Annotated in this window: 21 protein-coding genes; 6 read left to right on the forward strand and 15 right to left on the reverse strand. The window is 67.1% G+C overall.

The genetic code is table 11. From position 1 onward, the window contains the following. Positions 1 to 6: 6 nt before the first annotated feature. From VSR71_RS23690 to VSR71_RS23730, 9 genes are all read right to left on the reverse strand, one after another. Complete coding sequence (locus tag VSR71_RS23690; protein WP_135703655.1) at positions 7 to 807, reverse strand: aspartate dehydrogenase; 801 nt, start codon at positions 805 to 807, stop codon at positions 7 to 9. 12 nt (positions 808 to 819) lie between these two features. Next, positions 820 to 2529 (reverse strand): thiamine pyrophosphate-binding protein, encoded by a 1710-nt coding sequence (locus VSR71_RS23695; protein WP_342916239.1) that lies wholly within the window; start codon positions 2527 to 2529, stop codon positions 820 to 822. Then, the gene (locus VSR71_RS23700; RefSeq protein WP_342916240.1) at positions 2522 to 3325 is read right to left on the reverse strand and encodes an SDR family oxidoreductase; all 804 of its coding nucleotides are present in this window, start codon (positions 3323 to 3325) and stop codon (positions 2522 to 2524) included. The genes VSR71_RS23695 and VSR71_RS23700 overlap by 8 nt, the downstream gene beginning before the upstream one ends. A gap of 5 nt (positions 3326 to 3330) precedes the next feature. Continuing rightward, positions 3331 to 4182 (reverse strand): IclR family transcriptional regulator, encoded by an 852-nt coding sequence (locus VSR71_RS23705; protein ID WP_342916241.1) that lies wholly within the window; start codon positions 4180 to 4182, stop codon positions 3331 to 3333. A 31-nt stretch (positions 4183 to 4213) separates the two neighbouring features. Next, complete coding sequence (locus tag VSR71_RS23710) at positions 4214 to 4750, reverse strand: cupin domain-containing protein (protein WP_342916242.1); 537 nt, start codon at positions 4748 to 4750, stop codon at positions 4214 to 4216. Between the two features lie 44 nt (positions 4751 to 4794). After that, positions 4795 to 5568: an SDR family oxidoreductase gene (locus tag VSR71_RS23715; protein WP_342916243.1), complete on the reverse strand. Its 774-nt coding sequence runs from the start codon at positions 5566 to 5568 to the stop codon at positions 4795 to 4797. Then, positions 5561 to 6631, reverse strand: a complete 1071-nt coding sequence (locus tag VSR71_RS23720; protein ID WP_342916244.1) for an aromatic ring-hydroxylating dioxygenase subunit alpha — start codon at positions 6629 to 6631, stop codon at positions 5561 to 5563. Before VSR71_RS23720 ends, VSR71_RS23715 begins: the two co-directional genes overlap by 8 nt. Before the next feature lie 56 nt (positions 6632 to 6687). Further along, positions 6688 to 6993, reverse strand: coding sequence for a recombinase-like helix-turn-helix domain-containing protein (locus tag VSR71_RS23725; RefSeq protein ID WP_428979454.1), 306 nt, complete (start codon positions 6991 to 6993; stop codon positions 6688 to 6690). Between the two features lie 242 nt (positions 6994 to 7235). Further along, entirely contained in the window at positions 7236 to 8129 is an 894-nt protein-coding gene (locus VSR71_RS23730; RefSeq protein WP_342916246.1) for an alpha/beta hydrolase, read from the reverse strand. 580 nt (positions 8130 to 8709) lie between these two features. Between VSR71_RS23730 and VSR71_RS23735 the strand changes: the two genes are divergently transcribed. Together VSR71_RS23735 and VSR71_RS23740 are read left to right on the forward strand one after the other, a co-directional pair. After that, positions 8710 to 9804: a porin gene (locus tag VSR71_RS23735; protein WP_342916247.1), complete on the forward strand. Its 1095-nt coding sequence runs from the start codon at positions 8710 to 8712 to the stop codon at positions 9802 to 9804. Between the two features lie 116 nt (positions 9805 to 9920). Beyond that, complete coding sequence (locus tag VSR71_RS23740; RefSeq protein ID WP_342916248.1) at positions 9921 to 10907, forward strand: tripartite tricarboxylate transporter substrate binding protein; 987 nt, start codon at positions 9921 to 9923, stop codon at positions 10905 to 10907. A 64-nt stretch (positions 10908 to 10971) separates the two neighbouring features. Here VSR71_RS23740 and VSR71_RS23745 read toward each other — a convergent pair whose 3' ends face one another. Together VSR71_RS23745 and VSR71_RS23750 are read right to left on the reverse strand one after the other, a co-directional pair. Further along, on the reverse strand, positions 10972 to 12555 hold the full coding sequence (locus tag VSR71_RS23745) for a fatty acid--CoA ligase (protein ID WP_342916249.1): 1584 nt from the start codon (positions 12553 to 12555) through the stop codon (positions 10972 to 10974). A 38-nt stretch (positions 12556 to 12593) separates the two neighbouring features. Beyond that, entirely contained in the window at positions 12594 to 13376 is a 783-nt protein-coding gene (locus VSR71_RS23750) for an SDR family NAD(P)-dependent oxidoreductase (RefSeq protein WP_342916250.1), read from the reverse strand. A 334-nt stretch (positions 13377 to 13710) separates the two neighbouring features. On the opposite strand from VSR71_RS23750, the gene VSR71_RS23755 reads away from it, so the two are divergent. From VSR71_RS23755 to VSR71_RS23770, 4 genes are all read left to right on the forward strand, one after another. Then, positions 13711 to 16050 carry a mechanosensitive ion channel family protein gene (locus VSR71_RS23755; RefSeq protein ID WP_342916251.1) on the forward strand — a complete coding sequence of 780 codons (2340 nt, stop codon included), beginning with the start codon at positions 13711 to 13713 and terminating at the stop codon, positions 16048 to 16050. 460 nt (positions 16051 to 16510) lie between these two features. Beyond that, positions 16511 to 17698: a helix-turn-helix transcriptional regulator gene (locus VSR71_RS23760; protein ID WP_342916252.1), complete on the forward strand. Its 1188-nt coding sequence runs from the start codon at positions 16511 to 16513 to the stop codon at positions 17696 to 17698. A gap of 203 nt (positions 17699 to 17901) precedes the next feature. Next, on the forward strand, positions 17902 to 19062 hold the full coding sequence (locus tag VSR71_RS23765; protein ID WP_342916327.1) for an acyl-CoA dehydrogenase family protein: 1161 nt from the start codon (positions 17902 to 17904) through the stop codon (positions 19060 to 19062). A gap of 47 nt (positions 19063 to 19109) precedes the next feature. Beyond that, entirely contained in the window at positions 19110 to 20096 is a 987-nt protein-coding gene (locus tag VSR71_RS23770; protein ID WP_342916253.1) for an acyl-CoA dehydrogenase, read from the forward strand. A gap of 92 nt (positions 20097 to 20188) precedes the next feature. Here VSR71_RS23770 and VSR71_RS23775 read toward each other — a convergent pair whose 3' ends face one another. The 4 genes from VSR71_RS23775 to VSR71_RS23790 all read right to left on the reverse strand — a co-directional run bounded on the left by VSR71_RS23775 (position 20189) and on the right by VSR71_RS23790 (position 26729). After that, positions 20189 to 21733 carry a SpoVR family protein gene (locus VSR71_RS23775; RefSeq protein WP_209759503.1) on the reverse strand — a complete coding sequence of 515 codons (1545 nt, stop codon included), beginning with the start codon at positions 21731 to 21733 and terminating at the stop codon, positions 20189 to 20191. Positions 21734 to 21863: 130 nt separating this feature from the next. After that, positions 21864 to 23126, reverse strand: coding sequence for a YeaH/YhbH family protein (locus VSR71_RS23780; protein WP_209759502.1), 1263 nt, complete (start codon positions 23124 to 23126; stop codon positions 21864 to 21866). A 37-nt stretch (positions 23127 to 23163) separates the two neighbouring features. After that, positions 23164 to 25086: a PrkA family serine protein kinase gene (locus VSR71_RS23785; protein WP_342916254.1), complete on the reverse strand. Its 1923-nt coding sequence runs from the start codon at positions 25084 to 25086 to the stop codon at positions 23164 to 23166. 455 nt (positions 25087 to 25541) lie between these two features. After that, positions 25542 to 26729: an acyl-CoA dehydrogenase family protein gene (locus tag VSR71_RS23790; protein WP_342916255.1), complete on the reverse strand. Its 1188-nt coding sequence runs from the start codon at positions 26727 to 26729 to the stop codon at positions 25542 to 25544. Positions 26730 to 26814 lie beyond the last annotated feature (85 nt).

A 26814-nucleotide genomic window follows, 5' to 3' on the forward strand; every position in this document is an offset into this window, starting at 1 on the left:
CGCCTTTCAAATCGATACCGCGTGCGCCCGGTTCCCCAGCGCCCGCACCACACTGAACACCGTCAGCGCCGACGTCTTCGGATTCGCCGCCAGCGGCTTGCCGCGCATCGTCAGCTCAAACCCGCCGAACGCGCCACGCGCTTCCACGTGATGCACGTTTTCCACCGCATGCGGATCGGCCAGCAGCTTCACCGCGGTGCGGTCCAGCCCGAGGCCGGCCAGCGACACCGTAGCGGCGACGTTGGCGTTCTTCGGGTACAGGCGCGCGGCATCGCGCGCGGTGCCTTCGAAGATCACCGTCGCCTCGGTCAGCGCATCCAGGTCGAACAGCTTCTCGGCCGGGGTGCCAGCCCACGCACGCGCCGGCTTGCGGCCGGTGTAGATGACTTCGTCCAGTCCGCCGACGCGGGCCGCGGCCAGCGCGTCGATCGCGCCGATCGCGCCGGACAGCAGCTGCACCTGCGTGCCGCCGCGGCGCGCCGCCGCTTCCAGACGCTCGGCCATGCCGGGCTCGGACAGCGCGCCCACCGACACCACCATGCACGGGATGCCGCGTTCCAGCGCCGGCACGATGTGCTCTTCCAGCGCATGGTGGCCGGCGCACTCGACCAGCAGGTCGGGGCGCTGGTCGTCGAGGTGCGTGGCCACGCGGGCGCTCGGCGCCAGCGCGGAGAGCGCGCCGCGGGCCTCGTCCATCGCGCTCTCGGGCACGATCACCACGTCGAAGGCGACGTCGGGATCGCTCTTGAGCAGCTCAAGCACGCCACGGCCGATCGCACCGCACCCAATCATGGACACATGCAGCATTTCTGGTCTCCCTCAGGCGCTGACGGTGGCCTGTTCCGAAGCCGGGGTTTCCTTGTTCACCGGCGGGCCGGCAAACACGGTCTTGAAGCTGCCGATCGACAGCATGTCGATTTCCAGCAGGAACGGGCCGGGCTCGACCGTGGCCTGCTCCAGCGCGGCGCCGACATCGGCCAGACTGCTGACGCGGGTGTGGCGCAGCGACAGCGACTTGGCCAGCGCGGCGTAGTCGGGCGTATGCAGGTCCACATAGTGGCGGCGGCCGCCGTACTGCGCGTCCTGGATGTTCTTGATCACGCCGTAGCCCTTGTCGTTCATCAGCACGATGACCATGTCGGCACGTTCCTGCACCGCGGTGGCCAGTTCACCCAGGTTCAGGATGAAGCCACCGTCGCCGGCCAGCGTGAAGGTCTTCTTGCCCGACGCAGTGGCTGCCGCGCCGATCGCGGCGCCGATGCCCATCGCCAGGCCCTGGCCGATGCCGCCGCCCAGCGCATGCACGCCGGCGCGCGAGTCGAAGATGCGCAGTTCGCGGTTGCCCCAGGTGCTGTTCGACACGGTCACATCGCGCACCCAGTTGAAGTTGCGGCCCACCGCGCCTTGCAGTGCCTGCACCAGCGCCGAGTACGGGCCGAGGCCGTCGACCAGGCCGTTGACGGCGACATCGTGCGCGCGGCGCAGGTCGGCGGCGAAGGCCGGGTCGACCTTCAGGCGCCCTTCCAGGCGGTCCGCCAGCGCGTCCAGCGCCAGCGCAGCGTCGCCGCTGACAAAGTAGTCGCTCAGGTAGCAGCGGCCTTCGGCGGCGGGATCGGCGTCGATACGCAGCAGCGGGCGCGGCAGCTTCAGTTCGTACTTCAGCGTTTCGTTGCCGCGCAGGCGCGAACCCACCACCAGCATCGCGTCGCAGGTCTGGTAGAAGGCCTCGACCGGCTTGTGCAGGTTGTAGGCGCCCAGCGAGCGCGGATCGTCTTCCGCCACGATGCCGCGGCCTTGCGTGCTGGTGACCACGCCGAAGCCCAGGTCGAGCAGGCGCTGCACCTGCTTGCTGGCGTGGCGCGCACCGCCGCCCAGCCACAGCAGCGGGCGCCGGGCGTTGACCAGGCGCTCGGCCAGCGCGTCCAGCGCGTGCGCCGACGGCACGTGCTGCGGCACCGGCAACGGCTGCAGGTCCACCGGCAGGTCGATCAGCGCGGCCTGGATGTCGATGGGGATCTCCACGCTGACCGGGCCGGTCGGCGCCGTCAGCGCGGTCTGCACCGCCAGCTTGATGGTGCTGAGCGCGGTATCGGCGCTGCGGATGCGGAAGGCGGCCTTCGACACGGCCTTGAGCATGGTGAGCTGGTCCGGCGCTTCGTGGATGTAGGCCAGGCTCTGATCCAGGTAAGGCGTCTCGATCTGGCCGGTGATGTGGAGCATCGGCGTGCCGGCGGTCAGCGCTTCGACCATGGCGCCGGCGGCGTTGCCCGCGGCGGTGCCGGTGCTGGTCAGGCACACGCCCAGGCCGCCGGTGGTGCGGGCATAGGCGTCGGCCATGTTGGTGCCGCCCGCTTCGCCGCGTGCCGGCACGAAGCGGATCTTGCCGCGCTCGCCCATGGCGTCGAGGATCGGCATGTTGTGGATCGAGATCACGCCGAACGCGGCCTTGACCCCGCACTGCTCGAGAAACGCCGTGATGGCGCAGCCGACGGTAACCTGCTGTGGTTCGTACTGGTGTTGATTAGGCATGACGGGAGTGTCCTCCGGAGATATCGATATGGCTGCCCGTGGTGTACGAAGACAACGGCGAGGCAAGGAACAGGATGGCGCGGGCTGCCTCGACAGGCAGGCCCAGGCGTCCAAGGGGAATATGTTTCTGCTGGGCCAGGCGCGCGGTCCACGCGGCCCAGTCCAGGTGGCGGTCTTCTTCTGGGCGCGCCTCGAAGCGGCGGCGCCACTGGCCCGACTCGACCAGCCCGATCAGGATGCCGTTGACGCGGACACCCCTGGGCGCGAATTCGGTGGCCATCGAGCGCACCAGGTTGAGCACGCCGGCGCGCGCGGCCGAAGTCGCCACCATGTGCGGCTCGGGCTGCTGCGCCAGCAGTGAGTTGACGCAGACGATGGCGCCCTGGCCCGACTTCTCCAGCTGCGGCAGGAAAGCGCGCGTCGGGTGGATCACCGAGAAGAACTTGAGCTGCAGTTCGTCCATCCAGGCCGCGTCTTCGGTATTGGCGAAGGTGGACACGCGGCCCTGGCCGGCGTTGTTGACCAGCATGTCGACGTTGCCCAGCGTGGCCTGCACGGCGGCGGCGAAGGCAGCGACCTGTTCCGGCTTGAGCACGTCGCAGGTGGCGACATAAAGCCGGCATCCGGGGAATTTCTCGCGCAGCTGCGCTTCGGCGCTGCGCAGGCGGGCTTCGTCGCGGCCGCACATGGCGACGGCGGCGCCCGCTTCGAGCAGCAGCTCGACGGTCGCCAGCCCGATGCCGGAGGACCCGCCGGTAACGACGGCAACCTTGCCGCCGAGTTCAATCATGGACATTGTCCTCACTCCCGATACAGATTCACCACCTTGCCGGCGCTGTGCAGCGACGGCCGGTAGTCGAGCAGGCGCGACAGCTCGCCCGCGTTGTTCCTCACCTTCTCCACCATCGCGTCCAGCTGTTCCGGATCGATATGCGCGGCGGGGATGGTGGCGCCCAGCGCCGCCACCACCTTGCCGGTGCGGTCGCGCACCGGCGCGGCGATGGTCGAGATGCTCGATTCGAAGAAGCCTTCCTGCAGCACGTAGCCGCGCTCGCGATCGCGCTGCACGATGGCAAAGAGCGCATCGACCGTGCGCGGCGTGCTGTCGGAGAACACTTCCAGCTGCGCCTCCGGATACAGCGCGCGCAGTTCCGCCAGCGACAGGTCTTCCAGCAGCACCCGGCCCAGCACGGTGGCATGCGCCGGCAAACGCGTGCCGACGTTGACCGAACTGGCGAAGGGTCGCGGCGACACCGCCTTGGCCACATACACGATCGAACGCCCGTCGCGCACCACCAGGTTGGTCGGATAGCCGATCTCGTCGCGCAGCCGCTCCAGCAGCGGGCGGCCCAGCTCGGTCAGCTCCAGCGACGCCAGGTACTCGAACCCGAGCCGCAGCACCGCCATGCCCAGCCGGAAATCGCGGCCACCATCGGCACGCTCGACAAAGCCCAGCATTTCCAGCGTGGCCAGCAGGCGGAACACGGTGGAGCGCGGCACCTTCAGGCGGCGCGCCAGTTCCGCGGCCGACATGGTGCGGTCCTTGCTGCTGAATTCGCCGAGCAAGCGCAGCCCTCGCTCCAGGCCCGGGACGATGTACTTGTCCGGGGTCTCGTTGGCGGCCGGCGTGGTCGGGATGGCGTTGGTGTTCATGGTCAGTGCGTGCGGACGGGCCGATGGCGCATCAGCGCTTGATCTTCGTCAGCGGGTGCTCGGGCGGGTACGTCGGCGTGATCGGCTTCCTGGCGCCGAGCATTACGCACATCAGCGCGTCTTCCTCGCCGATGTTGATTTCCTCGCGATACACGCCCGGCGGCACCGAAACCAGGTCGCGGTCGGTCAGGATGGTCTCGAAGCGCTCGCCGTCCTTTTCCAGGATCAGCTTGATCTTGCCGCGCAGGATGAAGAACACCTCTTCCACGTCGGTGTGGATATGCGACGGGCCTTCATGGCCGGCCGGGATGATCATCGTCGAGAAGGTGAAGTGCTCCGAGGGCACGGTGTTGGTGTCCGCGGCCACGCCGGTGCCGCCGGTACCCAGGTAGCGCATCTGCGCGCGGCGGTACTTGGGGTCGTAGTCGGCCTGGAACTTCAGCGCGTCCCAGTCGTACTTGCGCGTGGAGAAGCGCGCCACGCGGCTTTCCATCCACTGGTCGAACGAGGCGCCGTCCGGCTGGTCCCAGGAACGCTTGATGTTTTGCTGTTGGGAAAGATCGCTCATTTGGATTCCTTCTGCTTGATGTGGCTTTCAGTGGATCGGATGGATCAGTGCATGACAAAGCCGCCGTTGACCGCCAGCGTCTGGCCGGTCACGAAACGGGCGAGGTCGGACAGTGCGAACAGCACCGCGCCGCAGACGTCATCGGGCAACTGCTCGCGCGAGATCGCGCGCTGCTCGCGGTAGAGGTCATGGCGATGCTGGGGCACGTATTCGGTGGCTTCCACCAGCGTCAGGCCCGGGGCCACCGCGTTGACGGTGATCTGGTCGCGGCCCAGCTCGCGGGCCAGCGAACGGGTCATGCCGATGATGGCGCTCTTGCTGGCCACGTAGGCGAGCAGGTTGGGCGCGCCCCACAGCGGCGTATCCGAGGCCAGGTTCACCACCGCGCCACGGCCGCTGGCGCGCAGCGCCGGCAGGCAGGCGGCGGTCATCAGCCAGGTGCCGCGCACGTTGACGTTCATCACGCGGTCCCAGGTGGCGATGTCGATGGCGCTGGCGTCGCGGCCGCCCGAATCGGTCACGGCGGCGTTGTTGACCAGGCCGTCGAGGCCGCCCAGGGCCTTCACCGCCGCGTCGGCACAGGCCTGTACCGACGCGGGGTCCGACAGGTCTAGCGTGACCGGCACCACGTTCAGTCCGGCGGCCCGCAGCGTGTCAGCTTCCTGCTGCAGGCGCTCGGCCAGGATGTCGGCCATCGCCACGCTGGCGCCGGCTTCGGCCAGCGACTTGACGAAGGCCAGGCCCAGGCCGCGCGCGGCGCCGGTGACCAGCACCTTGCGGCCGGCCAGCAGCGTGTCGTTCTTGATGGCCTCAGGCATGGCTGGCGGCTCCCGAGCTTTGCGCCGGCTTCAGCATGGCCACCGGCTCGTCGGCGACTTCCTGCTCGGCGCGGCGCTTCAGCAGGCGGCGCACGCGCGTGATGCCGGCATCGTGCTGGTACAGCATCTCGTGGTCGCGCGCGTTGGGCGCCATCATTTCCAGCACCACGCGGTCCTGCTCCAGCACGTCCCAGTGCAGTTGCTCCAGGCGGTTGCGATACAGGAAGCGCCACACGTCGCGCTCCCAGCCCTGCACGTGGCGGGTGCGCCAGAAGAACACCATGCAGTGGTCTTCATCCACCGGGGTGGCCATGCCGACGATGCCGAACGGGCCGCCGGGGCCGACCTTGGCGCGGTACGGGATCGCCAGGCGCAGCCACAGCGTGCCGGTCTCGCCAAACTCGACCCAGTCGAAGTTGACGCCGCGCTGGCCGGTCTTCTCGAACACCAGGCCGTGCTCGGTCTCGCGGATCTGCATCACTGCCGACTTTTCGCCCGCAGCCATCGAGTGCGATACCGCGTGCAGGTAGGCGCCGTGCATCGGGTCCATCACGTTGTCGATGGCGTAGCGGTAATTGCAGTCCCAGTGCGCCACGCACAGGAAGTTGCTGTGTTCTTCGCTGATCAGCTCTTCCGGCAGGCGCAGTTCGTCGGGGCTGCCTTCGCCTTGCGGCGCCTGGTCGCCGAACCACAGGAAGATCGCGCCGGCCTTTTCCTGCACCGGGTAGCTGCGCACGCAGGTGCGGCCTTCCAGCGGACAGCTTTCCACCGCCGGCACGCTCTTGACCTGGCCGTCGCCGCCCACTTCCACGCCGTGGTACCAGCAGGCGACGCGGTCGCCCAGGTTCCAGCCCATCGACAGGCGCGCGCCGCGGTGCGGGCAGCGGTCTTCCAGCGCGTGGACCTGGCCAGCGCCGTCGCGCCACAGCACGATGTTCTGGCTCAGGCGGGTGATGCCGATCGGGGCGTGGGACACCGCCCACGAGGCGGCGACCGGGTACCAGTAGTTGCGCAGGCCGGTGTTCAGGCGGGCTTCGGCGCGGGCTTGCTTGTTCGATTCCATGTTGTTCTCGCTATGCGTGCGATTCGGGCGCGGTTCAGACGCGGTGATGGCGCGGTTCAGGCGCCCAGGCGGCGCATTTCGGAGAGGAAGCGCTCTTCGGTCCAGGGCTGGCCATCGACGCCCAGGAAGCCGGCGGCGTTGAATGCGCGCACGATGTCCTGCGGGTTCTGCGCACCGCCTTCGAAGGCGGCTTCCAGCGCGTCGCCCAGCGCGTTCTCGTAGGCGGTCGCGACGGCAGCACGGGTCTGCCAGACGATGTTGGCGACCTTGCCGGGTTGCTCGATATGGCCCTTGCCTGCGACGTTGTTCGGCGCCGGACGCTCCCAGGGCACCAGGTTCGGGTTGTACGAGAGGCTTTCCATTGCGCTTTGCTCCATGTCTTGCAGCTTGGGGGACCGTGTTCCGACGCCGTCCGGAAGCGACCTGCTTTTGCGTCCGTCGTGTTTTACTAATGAAACACTGGTTTAGATATTGAACACAGGTACGACTATAGACAACACAACCGTAAAAATTGACTGGGGTAAACCCGCGAAGTCGGATCAGGCGGCGCAAGCGGCGCGCCCGCGGAGCGGCGCCGCGCGGCTGGCGGCGCCCGGAAGGAGGGTCAGGCGTCGCCGTGCGACAGTTGGGGCAGCGCCAAGCGGATCAGCCGCGCGGTCGCGGCGGCCTGCTCGATATAGCAGGCATGGCCGGCGTCAGGGATCAGCGCCAGCGGCAGGTTGAAGCGTTCGGCCAGCGTGCCGCAGGCCAGCGGCGTGGTCACCACGTCGTGGCTGCCGCAGGCGATGCGCGTGGGCAGCGACGACGGCCGGCGCGACAGGTAACGGTCGATGTCGTCGCCGCACAGCATCGCCACGGCCTGGCGGTAGCCGTCGGGATTGAGCCGCTGCATGTTCCAGCGCACCCACGACTGCGCGCCGGCATCGGCCTGTTCGCTCAGCAATCTGGCCGGTCCGCGTTGGGCCAGCCCTTCCACCCCAAGCGTGTCCAGTGCCGCCAGCCGCTGCTGCGCCACCTGCCGGGCCTGCGCCTCTTTGCCCGCCCCGCCGTAGCCCTGGGCCACGCTCAGCAGCAGCAGCCGGGCCGGCAGGTTGCGCGCGGCAGCGACATAGGCCGCGGCCATCAGCGCACCCAGCGAATGGCCAACGATCAGTGCCGGCTGGATTCCCAGCGCCTGCAGCAAGCCGTCGAGCCGCAGCGCGTAATCCGATGCCAGCGGACGTTCCTGCGCCAGCGGCGTCGAGTTGCCGTAGCCCGGCGCGTCCCAGGCGATCACGCGCGCCTGCGCGGCCAGCAGGCTGGCGCACGGCAGCCATGAGGCGGCGCCGGAACTGATGCCATGCAGCAGCACGATGGCCGGCCCGCTGGTCCCGCCGCTGCGATAGGCCACCTGCGCGCCGCGGTCGACCGTCACCGCGCGTTCCGCAAACCCGCTGCTCAGGGCCTCCAGTAGCTGCCGATCCGGCTGCGGGGAAATGGGGGGCTGATTTTGTTCCATATATAAAACTCAGGTTTACGAATAAAACTTTTAGAGCATAGGCGTGCGCATCAGGAAACGGGATGAGGGTAAACGATAGGCGCATTTGACCCCGAAAGCGCCGGCGCGCCGCACTGGTGCATGCGTCTGCGTGCGCCAGTGCCAGGCCCTGTCACATGAAATCGGGCGCAGCGCCTTTGCCGGCGCGGCAAGGCCCGTTGGACGGCCGGGCCTCCGTCAACGCGTTTCGCCCCATGCCGATGCACCGCCCGCGGGCACGCCACCTCCTTTACGGGTGCAGCCGGCGCCTGTCCGGCGCGTCGCCGCCCTGCCGCACTAGGGATAACCCTCCTCACAACTTTTGGAAACTCGCGGCTATATTTTGCTCAACGTTTCTTATGTTGTTTGCCGTTCCATATATAAAACATAAAAGCGGCTATGGCAGCATTTTTGCTAGACATCGCGGCCTGGACAGCCCAAGCGGGCCCACACGAGGAGAACAGCCTGCCAACCACGAGCCTGCCCTGAAACGCGGCCGCCATCGCAGCGGCCCGGACCACAAAGACGATTACAAGACGGAAAAACGGAAGGAAACCGGTAGATGAAACTTGCACGAACCGCCGCGGCACTGCTTGCGGCTTCCCCCCTGCTGGCCTCGGCCCAGTCGTCGGTGACGCTGTACGGCGTCATCGACAGCGGTGTCGAGTACGTGAGCAATGTCGGCGCCAACGGCGACAGCCTGGTGCGCATGCCCAACAACACCGCCACGGTGCCGTCGCGCTGGGGCATCCGCGGCACGGAAGACCTGGGCGGCGGGCTGAAGGGCCTGTTCGTGCTGGAATCGGGCTTTTCGCCGGACACGGGCAACGCCAACCAGGGCGGCCGCCTGTTCGGGCGCCAGGCGCTGGTCGGGCTGAGCAACCAGTATGGCCAGCTGTCGTTCGGCCGCCAGTACACGATGCTGTTCTGGGCCATCCTCGACAGCGATATCCTCGGGCCGAACGTGTACGGCTCGGGCTCGCTCGACAGCTACCTGCCCAACACGCGCGCCGACAACGCGGTCGCGTACAAGGCCAACTTCAATGGCTTGGTGGTTGGCGCCACCTACAGCTTCGGCCGCGACGCGGTCAACGCCGGCCCCAGCCCGGCCGGCACCAACTGCGCCGGCGAGAACCCCGCCGACAAGAAGGCCTGCCGCGAGTGGTCGGCCATGATCGGCTATGACAGCAAGACGTGGGGCCTGATCGCGGCCTACGATTCGCAGCGCGGCGGCCCCGGCGCCTTCGGCGGCCTGACCAACAGCAACCTGACCGACGATCGCCTGTCGCTGGGCGGCTACATGCTGCTGAAGAACACCAAGCTCGGCGCCGGCTGGATCCGCCGCGACAACGAAGGCAGCCCCACCCCGGTCAGCGACCTGTACTACGCGGGCGTGTCCTACGACATCACCCCGGCAATCAACCTCGCCGGGCAGGTCTACTTCCTGAACTACCACGGCAGCGACAACCAGGCGATGCTTTACGCGGCGCGCGCGACATACAGTTTCAGCAAGCGCACCTCGGTCTATGCCACCGCGGGCTATATCAATAACGACGGCCAGCTCGCCATGTCGGTGAGCGGTGGTTCGCCCGGCTCCAACCCCCGGCCTGGCGCGAACCAGTGGGGCTCGATGCTGGGCATCAAGCACATTTTCTGAGTCGGTCGAGTTGGCCACCACGCCCCGGCGCGGCTCGCCGGGCTCCGCCAGCCGCTTCACCGCCATGTTGGCCCCGGCCCCCGCCGGGCGCCGAGTTTTACCGAGGTCTGAACATCATGAAGTCTGCACGCCGCAAAGTCCTGGCCACGCTGGCCGCCGCCGCCTCCGTGCTCTGCACCGGCACCGCCCTGGCGCAGGGCGCGTACCCGAGCAAACCCATCACCATCGTCGTCGCCTATCCGGCCGGCGGCGATGTCGACGTCCTGGCCCGCATGTTCGCGGAAAAGCTGGCACCGCGGCTGAAGCAGTCGGTGGTGGTGGAAAACCGCACCGGCGCCGCCGGCACCATCGGCAGCGCCTATGTCGCGCGCGCCAACCCGGACGGCTACACGCTGCTGCTCGCGCCCAACACGGTCGCCATCGCTCCGCTGGTGCTGAAGGCCGGCACCGGCGCCACCTACGACGTGCAGCATGACTTCACGCCGATCTCGCAGATCGGCACGCAGTCTCTGTTCGTGGTGGTCAACAAGGGCACCGGCATCACCAAGGTCAGCGACCTGGTGGCACGCGCCAAGTCAGGCAAGGTGGAAACCTATGCCACGCCGGGCAACGGCTCGCCGATGCACATCATGGGCGAACTGTTCAACAAGTCCGCCGGCATCAAGATCAGCCAGGTGCCGTACCGCGGCCTGGCGCCCGCCATTGTCGACGTGATCGGCGGGCAGGTGCCGGTGACCTACGTCACCTACGGCGCAGTGGCGCAGTACGTGGGCAACGGCAGCCTGGTGCCGCTGGCGGTGGCGGACCTGAAGCGCTCGCCGTTCGCGCCCGGCGTGCCGACGCTGGCGGAGCTGGGCTACAAGGATGTCGAGATCGGTGCCTGGCAGGCGCTGCTCGGTCCGAAGAACATGCCCGCCGACGTGGTGCGCACGCTCAACTCGCACATCAATGAAATCCTGAAGATGCCCGACGTGGTGTCGCGCATGGCCACCATCGCGGTCACGCCGGCGGGCGGCGAGCCGGCCGCGCTGTCGAAGCTGATCGCCGCGGATACCACGCGCTATACGAAGATCGTGAAGGAGTTCGGCATCCAGGCCGACTGATAGCCCGGGAAAGAGGCGTCTGGATGCTCCCTCTCCCGCATGCGGGAGAGGGAGCAAACCGGACTCAGTTCACCTGCCGGTTCATCCCCTCCCAGAACGGCTCGCGCAGCTTGCGCCGCAGCAGCTTGCCCGACGGATTGCGCGGCAGCGCGTCGACGAACTCGATGCTCTTCGGCACCTTGAAGCCGGCCAGCCGCTGGCGCGTCCACGCAATGATGCCGTCGCGATCGGGCGACTGTCCCGGCTTCAGCACGACGATGGCCTTGACCGCCTCGCCCCACTTCTCGTCCGGCACGCCGATCACCGCCACGTCGGCCACTTGCGGGTGGCCGTAGATCGCGCTCTCGACCTCGGCCGGATAGACGTTCTCGCCGCCGCTGATGATCATGTCCTTGACGCGGTCGTGGATGTACAGGTAGCCCTGCGCATCCAGGTAGCCCGCGTCGCCGGTGCGCAGCCAGCCGTCCGCGTCGATGGTGCGCGCGGTCTCCTCGGGCTGCTTCCAGTAGCCGGCCATGTTGTGCTGCGAGCGCACCACGATCTCGCCGACCTCGTCCGGACCCAGCGCGCGCCCTTCATAGTCGACCACCTTGATTTCCACGCCCGGCAGCGGCTTGCCCGCGGCACGCATGCGCGGCACCTCTTCGGTGGTGTGGTCCTCCGGCGGCAGGGCGACGATGGTGCCGGTGGTCTCGGTCATGCCGTACTGCTGCACGAAGCCGCAGCCGAACACCTCGATGCCCTCGCGCAGCAGCGCCGCCGGAATCGGCGCGGCGCCGTACAGCAGGTACTTCAGCCGCGAGTAGTCCACATGGCGCGCGCGCGGGTCGCGCAGCACGATCTGCATGGCCGCCGGCACCATGAACAGCTTGCTGACGCGCTCGTGCTCGATGAAATCCAGCACCGCGCGCGGATCGAATTCGCGCGCGACCACGCCCTTGGCGCCAGAGAGGAGATTGCGCAGTCCCCAGCCCGAGCCGCCGATATGCGCCACGGGCATCGCCACCAGCGAGATATCATCGGCGGTCCAGTGCGACCAGGGGATGCCTTCGCGCTCGCTAACCTCGGTGCCGATGGTCAGGTTGCGGTGCGTCAGCATGGCGCCCTTGGGCCGCCCTGTGGTGCCCGACGTGTACAACTGCAGCACCACGTCATGCGGCGCCGGCCGGTGTGCCGGCGGCGTGGCCGGCTGCGCGTCGCGCCAGTCGGTGTAGCAAGGTGCATCGCCGCCGTCGGCGCACGGCTCCATCAGCACCACCTTGCGCACCATCGGCAGTGCCGGCAGCAGCGACCTTGCCATCGCCGCCGATTCCGGCCCGACGAACAGCACCACCGCGTCGCAATGGCCGACGATGAACTCGATCTCCGGCGGCGCCAGGCGCCAGCTGGCCGGCGTGGTGACGACGCCGGCCTTGGCCGCGCCGAGCAGCAGCTCGAAGTAGTGGTCGCTGTTCTTGCCGATATAGGCAATGCGGTCGCCGGCGTGGAGATCCTCGGCCAGCAGCGCCTGCGCGACCCGGTCGGTATTGCGCTCGAAGTCGGCGTAGGTGGTCTGGCGGCCCTCGAACGCATACGCCACCGCGTCGGGCCGCAGCCCGGCGAAATGGCGCACGGCATCGGGCAGCGTGCTCAGGTAGCTGAAATCCATGCGCGTCTCCGTGTTGATTGGATCCAGGCGGCTTCGCCTCAGCGCGGCGCCATCCGGATGGCGCCGTCCAGCCGCACGGATTCGCCGTTGAAATAGCCGTTGCGGCACATCTCGATGGCCAGCGAGGCGAACTCTTCCGGCTGGCCCAGGCGCTTGGGGAACGGCACCGAAGCGGCCAGCGCGGCCTTGACGTTCTCGGCCGCGCCCTGCAGCAGCGGCGTATTGAAGATGCCCGGCAGGATGGTATTGACGCGGATGCCCTCGCCCGCCAGGTCGCGCGCGATCGGCAGCGTCATGCCGACCACGCCGGCCTTGGACGCCGTGTACGCGGCCTGCCCCATCTGGCCGTCCTGCGCCGCCACCGATGCGGTGTTGATGATCACGCCGCGCTCGCCGCCCGCGGTGTCCAGCGTCAGCATGCCGGCCGCCGAGCGCGCGATGCAGCGGAAGGTGCCGATCAGGTTGATCTGGATGATGCGCTCGAAGGCGTCGGACGGAAAATGCTTGATCTGGTCCGGCGCTTCCTTGGAACGCGATGCGGTCTTGATGGCATTGCCCGTGCCGGCGCAGTTGACCAGGATGCGCTCCTGGCCGATGGCGGCGCGCGCCTTGGCGAAGCCGGCCTCGACCTCGGCCTCGGAAGTCACGTTGACCTGGCAGAACACACCGCCCAGCTCGCGCGCCAGCGCTTCGCCCTTCTCGGCGTTGAGGTCGAACAGCGCCACGCGCACGCCGTGCGCCGCCAGCGCGCGCGCAGTTGCCGCGCCCAGGCCCGAAGCGCCGCCCGTGACCACTGCCGATACCGATGCATTGAGTTCCATGCCGTCTTTCCTTTGTGTCTTGTGTCTGCCCGGACGGGCCACCGGCACCGGTGCGCGCGCCCGAGATCTGGGAGTGGCCGGCGGGTGCCGAAATGCCCACGCCGGAGTGGGTTCGAGATTCGTGGATCGGCGCAAGCCACGCATCGTCCGAAGCGACGAATGGCCCGGGCGTGGGTCCGGGCGTGGGTCCGGGCGCGGGTCCGGGGTGGGCCCGGCGTGCCGGATGCCGCTGTACGGCACCCGACACCGCCGATGCGCTACAGTGGCGCGATCGACGGTCATTCCCGCGCCCCCGCCGGCAGCGTCACGCCGGGCCGGGCGCGGACATCCAGCCATGCGCAAACCCGATCGCAACGTTCCTTCCCGATCGATGTGGCCACGCCGGCTCACGCCAGGTGCCAGCCTGGCCATGCATGCCGCGCTGCTGGCGCTCGCCCTGCTGTGGTGTGCGCTGCCGGCGCCGGCCACGGCAGCAGGATCGCTTGCCACGCTGCTGGCACCAGCCAAGCCCGCGCCCGCAAGCGCTCCGGCGGCCCCGGCCAGCGTGCCGCTGGCGCAGTCGCTCGACCAGGTGATCGCCACGCTGCAGGACGACCACGAACGGCGCGCGCTGGTCGGGCAGCTGCAGGCCTTGCGGCGCGGCCTGGACGCTTCCGGCGCGGTGCCGGCGCCGGCGTCCGCCGCCGCGGCCGGCGCTTCGGCACCCGGGCTGATCGGCGCCGTGGCCGAGGTGCTCGACGAAGTCGACACGCACCTGCGCAAGGACCGCGGGCCGTGGCAATACTGGGGCTGGCGCTCGCGCTTCGCCGGCGAGGAATGGCGCGCCGCGCTGACCCATCACGGCACCCGCTCGGGGCTGGACTCGCTGCGCGAATTCGCGCTGGTGCTGGCGGTGTGGGCGGCGAGCGGATGGGGCCTGTGGGAGATCGGCCACCGCATCCGGCGCCGGCGCGCGCCGCCGCGGCCGCGCACCGAGCGCGCCAGGCTGCCCGAGGTACCGTCCTGGGTGGATGTCGGCATCTTCATGCTGCGCCATATCGGGCCCTGGGTGATCGCCTTCGGCATCACGCTGCTGATGGCGACGCGCACCTTCGCGCATTCGCCGGCCGCCGTGGCCGCGGTGCTGGTCGCCTACGCCATCGTGGCGGGTGCCATCGCCGCCGCGGTGTGCCAGGTCATCTTCGTCCTGTTCCGTACCGCGCACCGACAGCTTGCGGTCCGGCAGCTGCTGGCGCGCTCGCCGTGGCTGCTGTTCGCCACCGGCGCACTGGCGGCCCTGGGCGACAGCGCCACCGACGGCCGCGTCGTCGCGGTGATCGGCGCCAACCTCGCCGCGCTGGTGTCGACCACGGCCAATATCGCCGCGGCAGTCGGCATCGGCGTGTTCGCCCTTTGCTTCCGGCGCCAGATCGGCCAGCTGATCAGCCAGCGGCCGCTGGCCTTCCGCCAGTCGCACCCGGCCCTGACCGACCTGCTGCGGCTGATCGGCCAGGCCTGGCACCTGCCGGTGCTGGCCGTGGTGGTCGCCTCGGTGATCGGCACGCTGCTCGCCGCCGGCCATGCCGATGTGCTCCTGCGCCGCGCCGTGGCCTCGGTCGCGCTGTTCGTCGCGGCACTGCTGCTGACGATGGTCGCCCGGCGCTCGCCCAAGGCAACGGCGCGGCCGCCACGCTTCCGCGACCGCCAGCGCTCGGCCTACGTGCAGCGCTTCGCACGCTTCGCCATGGCGCTGCTGCGGGTGCTGATCTGGGTGGCATTCCTTGCCATGGTGCTGCGCGTCTGGGGCACGTCGCTGATGCGGCTGGCGCAATCTTCCGCAGCGGGCCGCCATATCACCGAGACCGTGTTCAGCGTGACCAGCACCGTGCTGCTGGCCTGGCTGGTCTGGCTGCTGATCGACACCGCCATCACGCAGACGCTGTCGCCCGCCCATGGACGCGGCGCGCAGCCCAGCCTGCGCGCCAAGACCATCCTGCCGCTGGTGCGCAATGCCTCGTTCATCGGGCTGCTGCTGATCGCGGTGATTGCCGTGCTGGCCAACCTGGGCGTCAACGTGACACCGTTGCTGGCCGGCGCGGGGGTGGTAGGGCTTGCGATCGGCTTCGGGGCGCAGAGCCTGGTGCAGGACCTGATCACGGGACTGTTCATTGTGGTCGAGGACTCCATCGCCATCGGCGACTCGATCGAGCTGCCCGACCATTCCGGCGTGGTCGAAGGCATGACCATCCGCACGGTCAAGCTGCGCGACGGACGCGGCGCGCTGCATACGCTGCCGTACAGCCAGATCAAGGCGGTCAAGAACCTGTCGCGCGGCTATGGCTATGCCGTGTTCAGCATCGGCATCAGCTACGACAGCGACCTCGACCGCGCACTCGAGCTGATACGCACCACCGGCACGGAAATCGCGCGCGATTTCCGCTACTCGCGCAACCTGATGTCCGGGCTGGACATCCTCGGCCTGGACCGCTTCGACCCGAGCGGGCCGGTCGTGATGGCACAGTTCAAGACCCGGCCGCTGACGCAGGCGGAAATCACCCGCGCGTTCAATGCACGCCTGAAGCGCAACTTCGATGCCCACGGCATCCGCATGGCATCGCCCAGCCTGACGATCCAGGTCGATGGCAAAGGACTGCAAGTGGGGGGCGACGAGCAAGCGAAGCCGGCGGCGCCATAGCGCGTGGTTCGTCTGACCTGCCGTTCGCAGAAACGGGTACGGCAACCGATTTTCCGGGATGGCGCAAGGGTCTTTGTGTCCTAAACATTTTGGACACGTGTGGTGTGTGTGAAACGCCCGGCACTGAAAAATTTGACGTTCTCGTCACGCGCATTACCATCACGCCCGGCAAGCCGGCTAGTGCGAACACCACGCATGCGCTGCAAAGCAGCAATTGAGGCGACCGCAGCTCAGCGCTACGTCGGCAATCAGTGTTTTCCCTCCCGGCACGGAGGGATAAAACAAACAACATTGTTTGGCATGATTGTCTGACCGCAGCGCGCCGGACAAGCATGGCGGACAGCTGCGATAGCCGTATCGGCGCATGTACAGAACGCCAGAGCGGCACCGATAACACAAAAGAAGTGGCCACTTGCCGTGGCACAAGCAGGAGGCGTTTGCCGCCGGGGGGAATGTGAACATGGGCGAACACCCGACTACGGACGAGGATTTCCATCGTCTGGTCGACTCGATCTACGAGTCGGCGCTGGACGTGGCGGCAATGCCGGCGGCACTCGACCTTTTTTCCCGGTACACCTCCACCGGCAGTCCGCGTTACCTGATCTGGGACAAGCTCGCCGGCCATGCACGCCTGGGCGTCACGCCCCACGGCTGCTTCACCAGCGGCGCCAGCGTTGCCGACTGGCTGCCAAGTCCGCTCGACCTGCCCTACGTCGGCGCCTGCTGCGTGCCAGCCGACAGCAGCCCCGCCTGCGCGCCGCTGCATGCAGCCTCGCACGATGGCGCCGTGGCCGAGAGTCCAGTCGCCACGCTGGCGTGCAGCGGCCTCGAACATGGCATCCGCCTGGTCGAGAACGCCGAAGTCTGCGTGCTGATGAGCGGCACCAGCGCGGGCAGCATCAGCGCCGGCCAGCGCGAGCGGCGCCTGGCCCACGTCATGCCGCATTGGGTGCGCGCCGCGCGCATGCAGCAGCGCAACTTCGAACTGAGCGGGCTGGCCAGCCTTGGCCTGGCCGGGCTCGATACCCTGGATTTCGGCGTGATGGTGCTGCAGGCCGACCTGCGCGTGCGCTACGCCAACAGCTGGGCCGAGGCGCTGGTGCAGGCCGACAGCAACCTGACGCTGCAGGATGGCGTGCTGCGCGCCCACAGCGACACGCTGCAGGCAGTTCTGCGCAAGCTGCTCGACGGCGCGGTGCGCGGCCGCGGCGCCGAAGCCGCATCGGGCTCCTGGATGCACATCACCTCCGGCGGGCAGCCGGTGCCGATCATCGTGACGCCGCTGGTCTCGCGCCAGCCGGTGGAAGGCCCCTGGCAATTGCCGGCCGCGATGATGCTGTTCGGCAATTCGGAATCGCGCTCGGTGCTCGATGCGGGCGTGCTGACCTCGCTGTTCGGGCTGTCGCGCAAGGAAAGCATCATTGCCATCCGGCTCGCCGCCGGCGAGACGCTGAATGAAATCGCCGAACGCGAGTTCCTGTCGCCGCATACGGTGCGCGTGCATATCCGCGATACGCTGCGCAAGACCGGCACGCACCGCCAGTCCGAGCTGGTGCGCCTGCTGCACCTGCTGCCGGGCGTCAATCTCGACCGTGCCGGCGTGACCACGGCGGCCCGGCCGCGTGCGCCGCGAGCGGGAACGGCCTGAAGCCCTGCCAGCGGTGCCAGGGGCGACCCGGCCCGCGGCACCTCCCACCTCCATATCGAATCGGTATCGCTTTCCAATAAATCGATATTGGACTGGCGCTCGACGCGTGAACTACGCTGTGGCCCACCCTGAGCCATCCGGAATGCAAGGCAGCAGCCGCCGCGCTCCGCAGGGCTCGCGTGCCACAGCTACCGGACTTCACCGTGACCGCCTTGCTTTCCACCTTCGACCTGACGCCCCTGCCGCCGCACGCGCTCGCGTTCCGCGCCGAGGTACGCGCCTTTCTTGACGAGCACCTGCCCGCCCTGCCGCCGGAAATCCGCGCGCGCTCGTGGATGGGGTTCGATGCGGCGTTCAGCCGCGCGCTGGCGGGGCGCGGCTGGGTCGGCATCACGCTGCCGGCGCAATACGGCGGCGCCGGCCTCGATCCTTATTCGCGCTTCGTGCTGGTGGAGGAGTTGCTGGCCCGCGGCGCGCCGGTGTCGGCGCACTGGATCGCCGACCGCCAGAGCGGACCGCTGATCCTGCGCTACGGCAGCGACGCGCAGAAAGCGCGCTACCTGCCCGCGATCTGCCGCGGCGAAGCGTTCTTCTGCATCGGCATGAGCGAGCCCAACTCCGGCTCCGACCTCGCCAGCGTGACGACCCGTGCCGTGCGCCAGCCGGATGGCACGTGGCGCCTGAGCGGCCGCAAGATCTGGACGACCAACGCCGACCGCTGCCACTTCATGATCGCGCTGGTGCGCACCTCGGGCACGCCGCAGGACCGCCAGGCGGGCCTGTCGCAGTTCATCGTCGACCTGCATGCGCCCGGCGTCTCGGTGCGGCCGATCCACGACCTGGCCGGCGACGCGCACTTCTCCGAGGTCACGTTCGACGATGTCGCGCTGGCCCCGGATGCGCTGGTCGGGCAGGAAGGCAGCGGATGGGAGCAGGTCAATGCCGAACTCGCATTCGAACGCAGCGGCCCCGAGCGGCTGTACTCCAGCGTGGTGCTGCTCGACACCTGGCTCGATGCCATGCGCCGCCTGCCGGCGGCACGGCGCGACACGGTGACCGCGGGCCGCCTCGCCGGGCACCTGGCGGTGCTGCGCGCGATGTCGCTGGCGGTGACCGCGCGCCTGGCGGCAGGTGAAAGCCCGGTGGTCGAAGCCGCGCTGGTCAAGGACCTGGGCACGACCTTCGAACAATCGATCCCGGCGCTGGTGGAAGCGGCGCTGGGCGACGAACCGGCACTCGCCGCCGACGGCGCGCTGTACCGCACGCTGGCCTACGTCACGCAGATCGCCCCGTCGTATTCGCTGCGCGGCGGCACGCGCGAAATCCTGCGCGGCATGATCGCGCGCGGTCTGGGCCTGCGCTGAAGCGCTGCCGCACCGTCCCGACGCCCTGCACCCCGACGAGACCCCTCATGCATAACGCTTACTCCGACGCCCTCGACGCGCTGCTGCGCGATTGCTGCACGCCCGCCACGGTCCGCGCGCTGGAACGGCAGGCCGATCCCAGTCCTCTGTGGCAAACGCTGCGCGACAGCGGCTTTGCCGACTGCCTGCTGCCCGAGGCCGCCGGCGGCGCCGCGCTGCCCCTGCCTGAACTGGCGCCGGTGCTGTTCGTTACCGGCCGGCATGTTCTGCCGCTGCCGCTGGCGCAAACCATCTTCGCCCGCGCCTTGCTGCACGCGCATGGCATCGCCCTGCCCGACGGACCCATCGCGCTGGCGGGATTCGACGACGGCGCGCCCGCAGCGCTCGTCGCCGATGCGCTTCATGCCCGGTGGTTCCTGGTGCAGGACGGCGAGCGTTGCCTGCTGCTGCCGGCGGCCGACACTCGCGCCGAGCCCACCGGCGCGCACGCCGACCTGACCCTGCGGCTGCCGCGCCCGGATGCGGCCACGCCGGCCGCGTTCCGGCTGGCGCCCGGCACGCTGCGCTCCCTTGGCGCCTGCGTGCACGCGGTCCAGCTGGCCGGGGCGCTGTCGCGGGTGCTCGACCTGACGCTGCAGTACGCCAACGACCGCCAGCAGTTCGGCCGCGCCATCGGCAAGTTCCAGGCGATCCAGCACCAGGTCAGCGAGATGGCCGAGCACGTGGCGGCAGCGCGCGTGGCGGCGCAGCTGGCCTGCGACAGCACCACCGGGCAGCCCGACCGCCTGCGCGCCGCGATCGGCAAGCTGCGCGCCAGCGATGCCGTCACGCCGGTGGCGGCAATCGCCCATGCGGTGCACGGCGCAATCGGGATCACCGAGGAATACGACCTGCAGCTCTATACGCGCCGGCTGCATGCCTGGCGCGTGGCGGACGGGTCCGAGCGCTGGTGGAGCCGCGTGCTGGGCGAGGCGGTGTACGCCGACACGGACAGCCGTGCGGTCGAACTGGTGCGCGCATGGTGCGAAGGCTAGCGCGAATGCAAGCGCGCGCCGCCTGAGGCTTCAGGCAACGCGCGTCACAAGCAGGATCAGGCGGGGGATCAGGCGAACAGGCGAACAGGCGATCAGGCGGCCAGGCTCAGGCCGCCATGCGGCTTGCGATGCCGGCGCTCCGGCTTGCACTCGTACTTGAGTTCGGTGCGCCCGTCTTCATAGGCCACTTCCAGCCGCACGGTAAAGCCCCACAGCCGCGTTACGTGCCGCACCACTTCGTCGAAGTTGTGCGCCAGCGGCCGGCGGTCATTCTGCAGGTGGCGCAGCGTCAGCGAACGGTCGCCGCCGATATCGACATTGGTGACCTGGATATTGGGCTCCATGGTCGACAGGTCATACTGCGCCGCCATCAGCTGGCGGATCGCGCGATAGCCCTCGTCGTCGTGGATGGCGGTGACGCGCAGCTTGCCCTCGCGGTCGTCGTCGAGCACCGAGAACAGCTTCAGCTCGCGGATCACGCGCGGCGACAGGAACTGCAGCAGGAAGCTCTCGTCCTTGAAGTTGCGCATCGCAAAGTCCAGCGTCGTGCGCCAGTCGCTGCCCGCGATCTCCGGCGCCCAGCGGTAGTCCTCGTCGGTCGGGTTCTCGCACATGCGGCGCAGGTCCTGGAAGATCAGGAAGCCGACCGTGTATGGGTTCATCCCGCTGTAATACGGGCTGTGGTACGGCGGCTGGTAAATCACGTTGGTGTGGGCTTGCAGCAGCTCCATCATGAAGGCGTCGTTGACCAGCTTTTCTTCGTAGAGCTGGTGGATGATGGTGTAGTGCCAGAACGTTGCCCACCCTTCGTTCATCACCTTGGTCTGGCGCTGCGGATAGAAGTACTGCGCGATCTTGCGCACGATGCGCACGATCTCGCGCTGCCACGGCGCCAGCTTGGGCGCGTTCTTCTCGATGAAGTACAGCAAGTTCTCCTGCGGCTCCGGCGGGAACGTCATTTCCGGCGTCTCCTCGTCGGCCGTCAGCGCATGCGGGCGATGCTTGGGCAACGTGCGCCACAGGTCATTGACCTGCATCTGCAGGTAGTTCTCGCGATCGGCCTGGCGCGCCTTCTCCTCGGTGATGGAGAGCTTCTTGGGCCGCTTGTAGCGGTCCACGCCGTAGTTCTGCAAGGCATGGCAGGAGTCGAGCAGCAGTTCCACTTCCTGTTCGCCGTAGCGCTGCTCGCACTCGGCCACGTAGTTCTTGGCGAACAGCAGGTAATCGACGATCGCGTCCGCGTTGGTCCAGGTGCGGAACAGGTAGTTGCCCTTGAAGAAGGAGTTGTGGCCGTAGCAGGCATGCGCGATCGTCAGCGCCTGCATCGGCATGGTGTTCTCCTCCATCAGGTAGGCGATGCAGGGATTGGAGTTGATGACGATCTCGTAGGCCAGGCCCATGTGGCCACGCTGGTAACTGCGCTCCGACGCCAGGAAGTGCTTGCCGTAGGACCAGTGGTTGTAGCCCACCGGCAGGCCCGCCGACGCGTAGGCGTCCAGCATCTGCTCGGCCGTGATGATCTCGATCTGGTTGGGATAGGTATCCAGCCCGAATTCGCCGGCGATGCGGGCGATCTCGCGGTCATACCGGTTGACCAGCTCGAAGGTCCATTCCGAACCCGTGGACAGATAAGCCATCTTCGCCCCTTGTTGCGGGCAAGGCCTCCGGCCGCGCAGGCGCGCACTGGCGCGCCGCGTGTCCGCGTTCCCTTGCCACCAGACTTCACTGCGGCCTTGCACTGCCGGTTGCCCCGGCAGCAGGCCCCAACTAAGCCGCCCGCTTCTGGAACAGGTCGTGCAGCACCGGGTAGATCTCGTCCGCGCCGATGATGCGCTGCATCGCAAAGTGCTCGAACTGGTTCTTCACCGTCAGATACTCTTCCCAGAGGTTCTGCGGTTCCTCGGACGCCACTTCCACGTATGCGTAGTACTGCACCAGCGGCAGGATCGACTCGCGCAGCAGGCGTCCGCACAGCTCGGAATCGCCCGCCCAGTTGTCGCCGTCGGAGGCCTGCGCGCAGTAGATGTTCCACTGGCTTGGCGGATAACGGTCATGGACCACTTCCACCATCAGCTTCAGCGCACTCGATACCACGGTACCACCGGACTCGCGCGAGTGGAAGAAGTCTTCCTCTTCGACTTCCTTGGCCACCGTGTGATGCCGGATGAACACCACGTCGATACGCTCGTAGTTGCGCTTCAGGAACAGGTACAGCAGCATGAAGAAGCGCTTGGCCAGGTCCTTGCGGCTCTCGTCCATCGAGCCGGACACGTCCATCAGGCAGAACATCACCGCCTGGGCCTGCGGGCGCTTCTTGAGCACGCGGTTGTTGTAGCGCAGGTCGAGCTTCTCGATAAAGGGCACGCGGTCGATGCAGGCGCGCAGGTGCCGCATCTTCTCCATCAGTTCGAGCGTGCCTTCGGCGTAGGGGCCGTCCTTGTCCAGCGCTTCGGCATACTCCAGCTCTAGGTCGCGCAGGCGCTTCTGGTAAGGGCTGGACAAGGCGATGCGCCGCCCGATCGAGCTGCGCATGGTGCGCAGGATCGACAGGTTGGACGGTGTGCCGTCGATGGAATAGCCGGCGCGCACCTTGCGCACTTCGGCGATCTTGGCAAGGTGGCGCTTGGCCAGGTCCGGCAGCGCCATGTCCTCGAAGAAGAAATTCAGGAAATCCTCGCGCGACAGCGTGAAGACGAAATCGTCCTCGCCTTCGCCGCTGTCGCTGGCCCGCGAACCACTCCCGCCACCGCCCTGCTGCTGGCGGTCGAAGGAATCACCCTTGACGAACTTCTTGTTGCCAGGGTGAATCCACTCGCGCCGGCCGCCCGGGCCGTGGTGGAAGATCGGTTCGGTGATGTCCTTGACCGGAATGGACACCTGGCCGCTCTGCTCGATGTCCATGATCTTCCGGCCGGACACCGCCTTTGCCACCGCCTGCCGAATCTGTTCGCGGTAGCGCTTGATGAAGCGTTGCTGGTTGACGGCACTCTTGTTGCCGCCGTTCTCGCGCCGATCGATGACCGTAGCCATATGTTGCCCTCGTTGAGAGACTGTTTCCGCGGCGCCGTTACGATGATTTTCTTACGCGCAGATACCACTCCACCAGAAGTCTCACTTGCTTGGGCGTGTACCCCTTCTCGACCATGCGGTTGACGAAGTTCTCGTGCTTGTCCTGGTCTTCGCGAGAAGACTTGGCGTTGAACGAGATCACCGGCAGCAGGTCCTCCGTGGTGGAGAACATGCGCTTCTCGATCACCATCCGCAGCTTTTCATAGCTGGTCCAGACCGGGTTCTTGCCGCTGTTGTTGGCCCGCGCCCGCAGCACGAAGTTGACGATCTCGTTGCGGAAGTCCTTCGGGTTCGAGATACCCGCCGGCTTTTCCACTTTCTCCAGTTCGTCGTTCAGCGCGTTGCGGTCGAGGATTTCGCCGGTGTTGGGATCGCGGTACTCCTGGTCCTGGATCCACAGGTCGGCAAACACGACATAGCGGTCGAAGATGTTCTGGCCATATTCGGAGTACGACTCCAGGTACGCGGTCTGGATCTCCTTGCCGATAAACTCCACGAACGGCGTGGTCAGGTATTCCTTGATGTGCGCCAGCAGCTTGGCTTCCTGCTCCGGCGGAAACTGCTCGCGCTCGATCTGCTGCTCGAGCACATACAGCAGGTGCACCGGGTTGGCCGCCACTTCGGTATTGTCGAAGTTGAAGACCTTGGACAGGACCTTGAACGCAAAGCGCGTCGACAGCCCGTTCATGCCCTCGTCGATGCCGGCGTAATCGCGGTACTCCTGGTACGACTTCGCCTTCGGGTCCACGTCCTTCAGGCTTTCGCCGTCATAGACGCGCATCTTCGAGAAGACGTTTGAGTTCTCGGGCTCCTTGATGCGGGTGAGCACCGCGAACTGCGCCATCATCTTCAGCGTGTTCGGCGCGCACGGCGCAGCCGACAGCGAACTGCAGCGCAGCAGCTTGTCATAGATCTTGACCTCGTCGGACACACGCAGCACGTACGGCACCTTGACGATATAGATACGGTCCAGGAATGCCTCGTTGTTCTTGTCCGACTTGAAGGTCGTCCACTCCGCCTCGTTCGAGTGCGCCAGGATGATGCCGTCGAACGGGATCGCGCCGAAGCCTTCCGTGCCCTTGTAGTTGCCTTCCTGGGTCGCGGTCAGCAGCGGGTGCAGCACCTTGATCGGCGCCTTGAACATTTCGACGAACTCGAGCAGGCCGCGGTTGGCCAGGCACAGGCCGCCGGAATACGAGTACGCATCCGGATCGTCCTGCGGGAAGTCCTCGAGCTTGCGGATATCCACCTTGCCCACCAGCGACGAGATGTCCTGGTTGTTCTCGTCGCCCGGCTCGGTCTTCGAGATCGCGATCTGCGACAGCACCGACGGGCGCAGCTTCACCACCTTGAACCTGGTAATGTCGCCGTTGAACTCGTGCAGGCGCTTGACTGCCCATGGCGAGGCAATCGTGTTCAGGTAGCGGATCGGGATGCCGTAGTCCTCTTCCAGGATCTTGCCGTCTTCTTCCGGCGCGAACAGACCCAGGGGCGACTCGTGGATCGGCGAACCTTTCAGCGCGTAGATGGGAATCTGTTCCATCAACGCCTTGAGCTTCTCCGCGAGCGAGGACTTGCCGCCGCCGGGAGGCCCGAGCAGATACAGGATCTGCTTGCGTTCTTCCAGGCCCTGCGCGGCGTGCTTGAAGAACGAGACGATCTGCTCGATCGTGTCCTCCATGCCGTAGAAATCGCGGAAGGCCGGATAGATACGGATGACCTTGTTGAAGAACAGCCGGGACAGCCTCGGATCGTGGTGGGTATCCACCAGTTCAGGCTGGCCGATCGCGGCGAGCATGCGTTCGGCAGCGGTCGCGTAGGCAGTCGGATCCTTCTTGCAGATCTCCAGGTATTCCTGGATGCTGTATTCCTCTTCCTTGCGGGCTTCGAAGCGCGTAGCGTAATGGCCGAAAATGTCCATACCTCACTCCCGTCAGAGTTCACATCCGAGGCGAAGGTAGTTCTACCCTTCAAGACTTCGCAAGTTCCGCGGTTCGCCACCCCGGCTTGACGACCGGTGAATGTTGCGAAGACTTTACTTCATCATAGTCAAATAACGGCGATGGTGGAGTCCGAGTTGACGAATCTTGCATCGACGCAACGCTTGATTCCACGCTGCATATCGCCTGATTCCGATGGTGGCGCTGTCAGCTTTTGGCTGATATTTCCACTCGGTGCCGCACCCCGCGCGCGACGGGCCATTGACCATGCTTGTGACAAACCTTACACCTTTCCGCAGAACCGTGCACAGCCGGTTTTGTAACCGGAAACACAAAAGCCGGCACAGATGCCGGCCTTTGTGTTGGTTCCAGAATCAGCTCAGACGCGCATCAGCATACGCAGAGTGCTGATAGCAGTAGGCACTGCGCGCAGCCATCAGAGCGTGCGTGCCACCAGCTCTTTCATGATTTCGTTGGAGCCGCCGTAGATCTTGCCCACGCGTGCGTTGGCGTACATGCGCGCGATCGGATATTCCAGCATGTAGCCGTAGCCGCCGTGAAACTGCAGGCACTCGTCGATGATCTCGCAATTCTTTTGCGTGCACCACCACTTGGCCATCGCGGCGGTCGCGGCATCCAGCGTACCCGCCATCAGGCGCATCATGCAGTCGTCGACGAAGGTGGACGCGATGGTCGCCTCGGTCTTGCACTCGGCCAGGCGGAAGCGTGTGTTCTGCAGGTCGGCCAGCGCCTGCCCGAAGACCTTGCGCTCGCGCACGTATTCGGTGGTGAGCTCGATCGCGCGATGCATCGATGCGGTCGCGCCCAGCGCGATGATCATCCGCTCCTGCGGCAGCTGCTGCATCAGTTGGTAAAAACCCTGCCCTTCCTGCTCGCCGAGCAAGTTCTCGCACGGCACCAGCACGTCGTCGAAGAACAGCTCGGCGGTGTCCTGGCCCTTCTGTCCGATCTTCTCGAGGATGCGGCCGCGACGGAAGCCCTCGAGCTCGCGCGTCTCGATCATGATCAGCGAGACGCCGCGCGAGCCGGCTTCCGGATCGGTCTTGGCGACCAGGCAAACCAGGTCGGCGTGGTAACCGTTCGTAATAAAAGTCTTTGCACCGTTTATGCGATAGCAGTCTCCGTTTGCGGTCTTTTCGCGCACCGCGCGGGTGCGTACCGATTTGAGATCCGAACCGGCGCCGGGTTCCGACATGGCGATGGCCGCGACCATCTCGCCGCTGGCCATCTGCGGCAGCCATTTTTTCTTCTGCGCTTCGGTGCCGTAGTTGAGCAGGTAATGTGCCACGATGCCGCTGTGCACGTTGTTGCCCAGGCTGGTGAAGATGGCGCGCGCCATCTCGCGCGTGATCACGGCTTCATGCGCAAAGTTGCCGCCGCCGCCGCCGTACTCTTCCGGGATGCTGGCGCACAGGAGGCCGGCCTGGCCGGCGCGGCGCCACACGTCGCGGTCGATGTAGCCCTGCTCGGCCCAGCGCGCTTCGTTTGGTGCCAGCTCGCGCTCGATAAAGCGGCGTACGGTGTCCTGGAACATCTCCAGGTCTTCGGTCATCCAGGGAGTCTGGCGTGCGGCGGGCGCCGCATGTTGATGTTGGGTTGCCATGGTGTGCAGATACGAGGGTGAACGGGTGATAGACAGAGGCAAGCGACGTCCGGCGCGGCCTGCCTGTATACGTAAACGGGGGGTC

The sequence above is a fragment of the Cupriavidus oxalaticus genome, from assembly GCF_038900635.1.
Classification (GTDB): domain Bacteria; phylum Pseudomonadota; class Gammaproteobacteria; order Burkholderiales; family Burkholderiaceae; genus Cupriavidus; species Cupriavidus oxalaticus_B.